Raw genomic sequence first — 8,596 nt, 5'->3', positions numbered from 1 at the left:
TTGCAAAAGTCATGATAAATAAGGGAAATCTAAAAGATGCTGCTCTTATTTATGATGAAATGTTCAAGAATAATCAGAAGAAGGAATACCTTGACTCACTGCATGAGATCTACTCATGGATGGGCGATATTGAAGGCTGTCAGAAAATTAGTCTTCAGATGCTTGATTACGATGCTACAGCAGATGATGCAAAAAAAGGTATCAATGAATCAAGGTCATTAGCCGATTTAATCAATATTTCTGTGTTCTATGACTATATGTATGAAAAGTCAATGTTAGACAACAGCGATATTGACGACTTTGCCGATACCCAGGAAAAGACATACGGTACCCAGAAAACTCTTGAGAAACTGAATGCTCTTGTTGAAAATGACAGAAAAAATGCAAAACTACATTCTCATATTTTAAGACTTAATGCCTATCTTAACGATTATGAGAATACAATAAAAAGCTATAACAAGTTATCAAAGCTAAGAGCTTTAAAAACAAATGAAGCAAAATATGCGGCTAATGCATTCATTATGTCTGGTGACGATGACAGTGCACTAAGAGCTCTTATTAATGCTGAAGACTGGTTAAATCAGGCTGACGATGACTATCTTAATACTGTAGCCTCACTTGCTTGGACATGTGCTGACAGAGAACTTAGTGCAAAAGTGCAAACCATGCTGATGGATAAGGATTCAGAAAACGTAAACTCATACTATCTTGTAAAGAGTATCGACAAAATCAGCAAAGATAATGCAGATAAACTACTAAAACTCTATCTAAAAAACAAAGATGAAGTCCTTCTGTATGAAATTCTAAACTATGGCAGTTCAGAAGATGAGAAATTCTTAAAGAAGACACTTGATAGCATAAAACATTTAGATATCTACAATTCAATAGGAATTCTCCCATACAGAGCTGCACTTGCAGTAAAGGACAAGAATTATTCTCAGGCAAAAGCTCTATACGAGAAGATGCTATCTATAAATCCTAGCAGCATCGAGGCAATTGATGGACTTTGCAATGTTGCCCTTGCATGCAACAATAAACAAGAAGCCAAAAGACTTTATAAAAAATACAAACATCTTTTTGCAACAAATCCACAGACATACTCTCTTGCAGCAAATCTTGCTGACACTGTTGGATTTAAAAAGGACGCATTAACCTGGTACAAACTTGCACTGACAACAAAAGCAGATAACGATACAGTAACTCTTATTGCTATTGCATCTTTGCTTGAGGAAACAGGAGACAGTACAAGAGCATACAAAATTAGAAAATATCTTGCAAAAAAGAAGATTCAAGAACTGTTAGCTCTTGATGATTCAAAACTTACATTTTCATCACTTGTACATAGCTTCAAGAGCCCTGTTACAGCAAAGAAGATTGTAAAAGCTCAGCTTAAGAAAAAAGATGTTCCTCAGAATGTTGCTTCAGCATATGTATCTGATCTTTTAAATGAGAATCATGTCCTTGCAGCTCAATATATAAGAGCAAATAAGACAGTCAGCGCAATGAGTAAAACTGACTATGAAGAACTCTTATATGCTTTAAAGACAAAAGATCTCAAAAAGATCGAATACTATGTAGAGAAAGGAAGCGGTATTGAAGATCCTCTAAAATACGACGGCATGAAAGAGCTTGGTCACAACCTTGATGCCTATAATTTTGCAAAGAAGAGAATTGGTAAAAACACCAAGCAGTCCGATGCTGCTCTAAGATCACTTGCAGCTGCTGACAAGGCAGAACAGAATCATTCTTTACAGGCACTTTATACAACCGTTGCAAGATGGGGGCTTAAAAAGAGTGAACTTAATTACCACGGTCCTTATGGCTATGGTGAATATATGCTAAGTGCTGTATATCAGAAATCTGACACTCCATCTGGCTTTACAAGAAAATCAATTGAAAGTGAAAAGAGACTCATAGGAAACATTAGCTTTGATAAAAAAGACTTTTCTGTAGGTATCAGTGCAGATATTGCTGATGGTGCAGGAAAACAAAGAAACGGTATTTTGCTATCAGCAATGTACAGATTCTTTGAGCGCTACTCTATTGAAGCTAGAGGTGGTTTGAACCAGCACTCTAGTCTATCTCATGCAATGAGTCTTCTTGGTAAGGACAACTTTGTAGGACTCGTGCTTACAATGACTCCTTATGGAAGAGAAACTTTCATAATTTCAGGAACAACACACAAGTACAAGACAAGATTCAATGAATCATTAGGTTCAGGATATGATCTTGAGGCTACTGTAATTTCTCCTGTATTCTTAAATGATCCGTTTGTGAATCTGTATCTGACAGGTATTTACCAGAAGAATACTCTAAAGGACAATCCACTGTACAAGACAAACAGCTATAACGGACCATCACTTGTTCTTTTAGATCCTCAAACTAATACATATGGATATGTAAACGACACTATCACAAGTGGAACATTCTTTGGTAATGAATACAAGCGTGTTGCTATTGGTACAAATATTGGACACGGAACAGTACAGGTCCCTGGTCACAATATGCCATCACTTAGATATATGATTGATATATCTACAGGTTATAACTTTACAGAAAAGAAGATAGATGCTGCACTACAGCTTGGTGCAGGTACTAATGTATTCAATGCAAATGATGAACTTTCTGTAAGAACAGGTTTTCAGTCTGCTGACAGACAGGGCGACAGAGCCTTCTCTGTAAGTATCGGCTACTATATGGAATTTTAATTAAAAGTAAATCAGGGTAAAAATATGAAAAAACTACTTTTAACAGGAGCTGCAGCCGTAGCTTTATTAACTGGATGTTCTTCTTATACAGGAACAGACAATATGCAAACTAGCAAAAATGCTACATTTGCTTTAATTCCTTTTGTTAATCACTCAAACACTCCTCTTGCTGAGCAGAACGTAAAGGCTATCGTAAATTCTGTACTGACACAGAAGGGAGCAAAAGTTGTTTTATATGAGAACAACTCAGATGCTGAAGATCTAAAGAGTCTTCTTGATGAAAACTACGACAGAAAGGAAGCTTTAAAGTGGTTATCTAATGTTTCATACAACTATGTAATCACAGGCTCTGTTGATGAGTGGGACTACAAGGCTGGTCTTGATGGTGAGCCAGTAGTTAGCGTTACCATTGAAATTAAAGATGCAAACCAAAAGAGTGTATTTGTAAAAACCGGCTCACGTTCAGGCTTTGGAAGAGAAAGTCTGAATTATTCAGGTCAGGTTGTTGTATCAAACATTCTTGATGATCTGAAACTCAACTAAATTTTTTTTCGGCAAAATAAAACAAACATTGTCTTAGGAATAAAAATGGCCAAAAAAGATATTCTCAATACATTGTATAAAGCTGTTACAAGAGGCTCAAAACAGCCACTTGTTGCCTGGACAGAAACACTGATTCTTGCAATTATAGGCGCAGTTCTATGGTGTATTGCCTATGACATCATAGATGAACAGACTGTTGAAGAAATGATCATCAGTACATCTCAAAAACAGCAGTTTTTCTGGCCTCTGATTTTTGTATTGCTTGTAGCACTGCGCTATGGTTTTACTCACGGCTTTGTATGTGCTTTAACTTGCATTCTGATGTCCATTGGCTATTTTAAATATTTCCAAATACTTGACGCCTTCTCATTCTATAAGGCTGTAGGTCTTCTTATTGCTGCTATGATTTCAGGTGAATTCAGAGATGCCTGGGAAGAAAGACTACACAGAAACGATCTAGATTTCACTTTCATGCAAAGAAAGCTTGATCTTTTCACTCAGAATTACTTTACCTTAAGATCAAGCCACGATCAGCTTGAGCAGAGAATGGCAGGTCAGGTTGTAAGTCTTCGTTCAAACATCAGTGAACTTGAGAAGATTTCTGAGCGTTATCCAATAGTTGGTGTTGACCAGCATACCAGACTAGAAAATATGGCATCATCTGTTCTGACACTGTTTGCTCAAATTGTCGGTATTGAGGTTGCAGGTTTCTATGCAATAAATGAAAAAGAGAAGATAGAAACAAAGGCTCTATATACTTTAGGTTCAATGCAGGAAATTGATCTAAACGATCCTATGCTAAAAGATATGCTTGAATATAAGGTTTTACTTTCTCCTGCAAATGCACAGAATGATGAGCACAATTCAAAATATCAGCTTTGTATTCCTTTAAAGGATTCTTCAGACAAGCTGATTGCCTGTGTAGTAGCAAGCCAGGTTAAATTCTTTACCCTGACTGACCAGAATCTTGCGATTCTAAACCTGGTTGTAAACTATGCTGCCGATATGATTTCATCTGGTGTAATTGCACCTGTTATTCAGACAGAAGAAAAGCACACCTTCTTGAAATATCTTCACTTTGTATTTACACAAAGCACACTGCATCGTGAACAGAGCTCAATCATCTTCTGCAAAGGTAAGACTAAGCAGGCTCTTGAAATTTTTGACAAAACCATATCAACAAGACGTGGTGCTGATATTTACTGGCGTCGTATAAACACAGATGGAGAGGAAGTTCTTGTAGTACTTCTACCTCTTACAACACTTATTCAGGCTCAGATGTACCGTGACAGAGTTAAAAATCAGCTAAGATTAAACAAAATCGCTGAAGATGAGTTTGAAATGACCGAGCCTTTGGATGTAGGCATAGGCAATGAACTGCTCAATGAAGAGCTTAGAAAACTTGGACTGACCGAAAATGATATTAATAAGTGTACTAAGTATAATTAGTGAACTTCTGTCAGTAGCACTGTTTTCAGGTTACTTTGATCTGTCAGTTAGTGCAGCTGGGTTTGTGCTGATTCATGTAATTTCATGTGCTGCATTTTCATACTGCATGAACAGCTTTGTTCCAAAGAAAGTAAGAATATCAGATAAAAGATCATTTCTTTTTATGCTGGCAGTTACCTCACTAGTACCACTGCTTGGCATTTTCGGTATTCTGATTTCTGTTGTTTATGCTATGAGAAATCCTCTGCATCAGGTTGAAAAAAGCTGGATTATGCATAAAAAAGAAGAGCTGCCATCTAATCCTAGAAATATGCTCTATACAAAATTCGGCACCGGAGCTTTAAGAGATATTCTCTTAAATTCTCCATCTGTTGACAGAAGAGTTGAGGCAATCACCTCTATTTCACGTCTGCCAAGAGCTCAGAGAATAGCATTCTATAAAATAGCACTTAGAGATTCTTCTGATGATGTTCGTCTTTTAGCCTACTCTCAGCTTGATCCTGTAGAACAGCAGATCACAGACAACATAAAAATCCTAGCAGAAGGCTTTAAGAACAATGAAAATGCTGATACAGCTTTTGATATTGCACAGCAGTTCTGGGAGCTTTGCTACCTTGGAATATCCGAAGGTGCTCTTTTCAATCACTATATTCACAAGGCTCTTGAATGGTGTCAAATTGCAATCAGACTGGAAGCAAAGCCAAATTATTCTCTACTTTTAGGCAAAATCTATCTAAGTCTTGATAAAACTGATTTGGCCTATGAGGCACTGAAAAAAGCCTATGACTCAAGAATGCTGACCTCACAGGTGTTACCTTACCTAGCTGAATGTGCTTTTAAAAAGCATGAATATGCAAAAGTTAGAGAGATTTTAAACACTCTTGGAACATCAGGTGCAGGTAAACTAACACAGATTAAGGAGTACTGGTGTGAAACTGTTCAGTAAAGCAGACAAAAGCGCTATCAAAAGTGCATATGACAGCATTCTGAATAAGGATGCCAGTTTCAATGTAGGTCATAAAGCAGATATCTGCCTTCTGCTTGAGGGAACATATCCTTTTGTAAGAGGCGGTGTATCATCATGGGTACATCAGATCATAACAGGTATGAGTGATTATACTTTCTACCTTGTTTTTATCGGTGGACAAAGAGATACCTACAAAAAGATGGCATATGAGCTGCCAAAGAATGTTGTAGGTCTTGAGATGCATTACATTCTTCCTGAAACATCAATTGAAAAGAAACTTGCAAGAAATGCAAGCTGCGATAATTTTGATATTTGGGAAAAGGTTATCTCATATTTTGATGATCCTAAAAAGCCAATTCCAAAAGATCTATTAAGAAAATTCGCCTTGAATATCGGAAACGATCCTAATGCTGTTGATAATTTCCTTTACAGTGAGGATTCATGGAAGGTTCTTACAAAACGATATGAAGAAGTTGACAATGAAGGTTCATTTGTTGACTATTTCTGGACCTACAGAACAATTTATCAGCCGCTTATTGAGTTAGCCAGGGTTGCTGTAAATCTTCCTGAAGTAAAGGTGCTGCACTCTATTTCAACAGGTTATGCTGGTTTTCTTGGAGCACTTGCACACAGTATCACTGATACACCATACCTGTTAACTGAGCATGGTATTTATACAAAGGAAAGAAAAATCGATCTGTCTCTTGCCACATGGATCAGCAACAAGACAGATGCTCTTGATATCTCAATGCACTCAGGAATGGATCTTATAAGAAAGATCTGGATTAATTTCTTTATTCAGCTTGGAAAATCAGCCTATCAGGAAGCTTTCAAGGTTACTGCTCTATTTGAAGGTAACAGAGAAAGACAGATTAGCGACGGAGCTGACAGAGACAAGAGTGTTGTAGTTGTTAACGGAATTAAAACTGAACGCTTTGAAGAGGCTTATTCATTAAGACCAGAAACTCCTCCTCATGTAGTTGCACTTGTAGGAAGAGTGGTATCAATCAAGGATGTAAAAACCTTTATCAGAACTATCAGAGGTGCACTTAGCTTCTATCCTGATCTTCAAGGATGGATTGTAGGTCCTAAAGAAGAAGATCCTGAATATGTAAAAGAATGTGAGGCTCTAGTTACAAGTCTTGGACTTGAAAACAATATTGTATTCACAGGTAATCAGGATGTAACAAAGATTATGCCAAAGATAGGCATAATGATGCTTACATCAATTTCTGAAGCTCAGCCACTGGTGCTGCTTGAGGCTATGTGTGCAGGTATTCCATGTATTGCAACAAATGTTGGAGCATGCTCTGAAATCCTGTATGGTTCAAAATCAGAAGAGCCAAATCTTGGAAAAGCAGGAGAAATCATATCCATTGCAAATCCAACTCAGGGAATTCAGATGATTGACTATCTTCTCAAGGATGCAAATCGCTGGAAAGAATATGGCGATAACGGCAGAAAACGTGTTCTTGGTGCATACGATCAGAAGATGATGTACAAAGCTTATAAGGATTTATATCAGGGGGCCATGAATGGCGGGCATAGGGTTTGAGCTTAGGAAAATACTAAAGAGAGATACTCTCTCTTCAATCATTGAAGCTTATGGCATTGCAGGTATCATCAGCTCAGGTCCATGGGTATTGTCGATTCTTGCGCTGCTTGTAATTGGTATTATTAGTATTGGAGTAATTTATCCAAGCTATCTTATCATTCAGTTTTTAATATCTGTCACGTACATGATGGCAGGATCGCTTATATTAAGCGGTACTGTTCAGATTCTGTTTACAAGATTCGTTGCCGATTCTCTGTTCTTAAAAGAGGATAAAAGAATTATCCCGAACCTTTTTGGGGTAATGCTGCTTTTAAGCTTAGCTGCAGGAATCGTAGGTTTTGGTGTTCTTTCATTGTGTGACAGCATTGAGCCATTAACAAAAATATGCATGCTAGGCTCTTTTGTTCTTCTGACAAATCAGTGGATTGTAATTATCTTCTTAAGTGGTATGAAAGAGTACTACAGAATCGTTCTTACAATCTTTGCAGGCTACGGCATTATGGTGCTCTTAGCATGGTTGCTGCCACCATTTGCTTTACTTGGACTTGAAGCTATTTTCTTCCTGTCACAGGCAATCTTAACTTTCGCATTCTTGTTCCAGGTTGTAAGAAGATTCCCAGGAGACAGATTCGTTGCTTTTGATTTTCTTGATAGAAAGGTAGTTTTCTTCTCCCTTGTATTCTGTGGTCTTTTCTACAATATGGGTGTTTGGGCTGATAAGTTTGTGTTCTGGTACAGAACAGAAACATCTTATGCTCAGCTTGATGTTTTAAGAGCATCCTATATTTACGATCTGCCAATCTTCCTTGCATATCTGTCAGTAGTTCCTGGTATGGCAGTCTTCATCATGAGAATGGAAACTGACTTTACAGAAAACTGTCTAAAATTCTATGATGCAGTAAGAACCGGCGGTTCTCTAAACACTATCTCTTTATTCAAAGATCAGATGGTACTCTCTTGCAGAAAGTGTTTTTACAAAATCTTCAAAATCCAGGGTATCACTCTTGCACTGCTTTTAGTATTTGCAGAGGATATTTTAAAATTCCTGCACATTGATCTTGTATATATAAACCTGGTCTATGTAGATCTTGTAGGCGTTTCCCTACAGGTTCTTGTTATGTCCATTCTCAATGTTATGTACTACCTTGATAAGCGCTACTCTGCTCTTATTCTTACATCAATCATGGTAGTGACAAACCTTGTATTCTCATACATAACTGTTGATTTGGGTCCGGTTTACTATGGTTATGGATTCACGCTGTCTATGCTCTTGTGTACCGTAATAGGCCTGATTCAGGTAGACAGTCAGTTCCGAGATCTTGAATATCAGACCTTCATGCTACAGAAAACAAACTAGTTTATTTTGAGATCCGG

Annotated in this window: 6 protein-coding genes; all 6 read left to right on the top strand. The window is 37.4% G+C overall.

Features of this window, described 5'->3' with window-relative positions; translation table 11 throughout:
• Nucleotides 1–2,708 (top strand): tetratricopeptide repeat protein (locus tag ACJML3_RS06025; protein ID WP_406021506.1); only part of this gene is annotated, 2,708 nt, incomplete at its 5' end.
• Nucleotides 2,709–2,732: 24 nt separating this feature from the next.
• Complete coding sequence (locus ACJML3_RS06020) at nt 2,733–3,251, top strand: hypothetical protein (RefSeq protein WP_406021504.1); 519 nt, start codon at nt 2,733–2,735, stop codon at nt 3,249–3,251.
• 45 nt (nt 3,252–3,296) lie between these two features.
• On the top strand, nt 3,297–4,700 hold the full coding sequence (locus tag ACJML3_RS06015) for a PelD GGDEF domain-containing protein (RefSeq protein ID WP_406021502.1): 1,404 nt from the start codon (nt 3,297–3,299) through the stop codon (nt 4,698–4,700).
• Nucleotides 4,669–5,646 carry a tetratricopeptide repeat protein gene (locus ACJML3_RS06010; protein WP_406021500.1) on the top strand — a complete coding sequence of 326 codons (978 nt, stop codon included), beginning with the start codon at nt 4,669–4,671 and terminating at the stop codon, nt 5,644–5,646. The genes ACJML3_RS06015 and ACJML3_RS06010 overlap by 32 nt, the downstream gene beginning before the upstream one ends.
• A complete protein-coding gene (pelF, locus tag ACJML3_RS06005) occupies nt 5,630–7,222 on the top strand; it encodes a GT4 family glycosyltransferase PelF (protein ID WP_406021498.1) in 1,593 nt (530 codons plus the stop codon). Before ACJML3_RS06010 ends, pelF begins: the two co-directional genes overlap by 17 nt.
• Entirely contained in the window at nt 7,203–8,579 is a 1,377-nt protein-coding gene (gene pelG, locus ACJML3_RS06000; protein ID WP_406021496.1) for an exopolysaccharide Pel transporter PelG, read from the top strand. Before pelF ends, pelG begins: the two co-directional genes overlap by 20 nt.
• The last annotated feature ends 17 nt before the right edge of the window (nt 8,580–8,596 follow it).

It is taken from the genome of Succinivibrio sp., assembly GCF_045124615.1.
Classification (GTDB): Bacteria; Pseudomonadota; Gammaproteobacteria; order Enterobacterales; family Succinivibrionaceae; genus Succinivibrio; species Succinivibrio faecicola.
This window is presented reverse-complemented; position numbering and strand designations above follow the sequence as displayed.

Coding starts and splice junctions, on each gene's coding strand:
- ACJML3_RS06010 (WP_406021500.1), top strand. CDS start 4,669: ATGATATTAATAAGTGTACTAAGTATAATTAGTGAACTTCTGTCAGTA.
- ACJML3_RS06020 (WP_406021504.1), top strand. CDS start 2,733: ATGAAAAAACTACTTTTAACAGGAGCTGCAGCCGTAGCTTTATTAACT.
- pelG (WP_406021496.1), top strand. CDS start 7,203: ATGGCGGGCATAGGGTTTGAGCTTAGGAAAATACTAAAGAGAGATACT.
- ACJML3_RS06015 (WP_406021502.1), top strand. CDS start 3,297: ATGGCCAAAAAAGATATTCTCAATACATTGTATAAAGCTGTTACAAGA.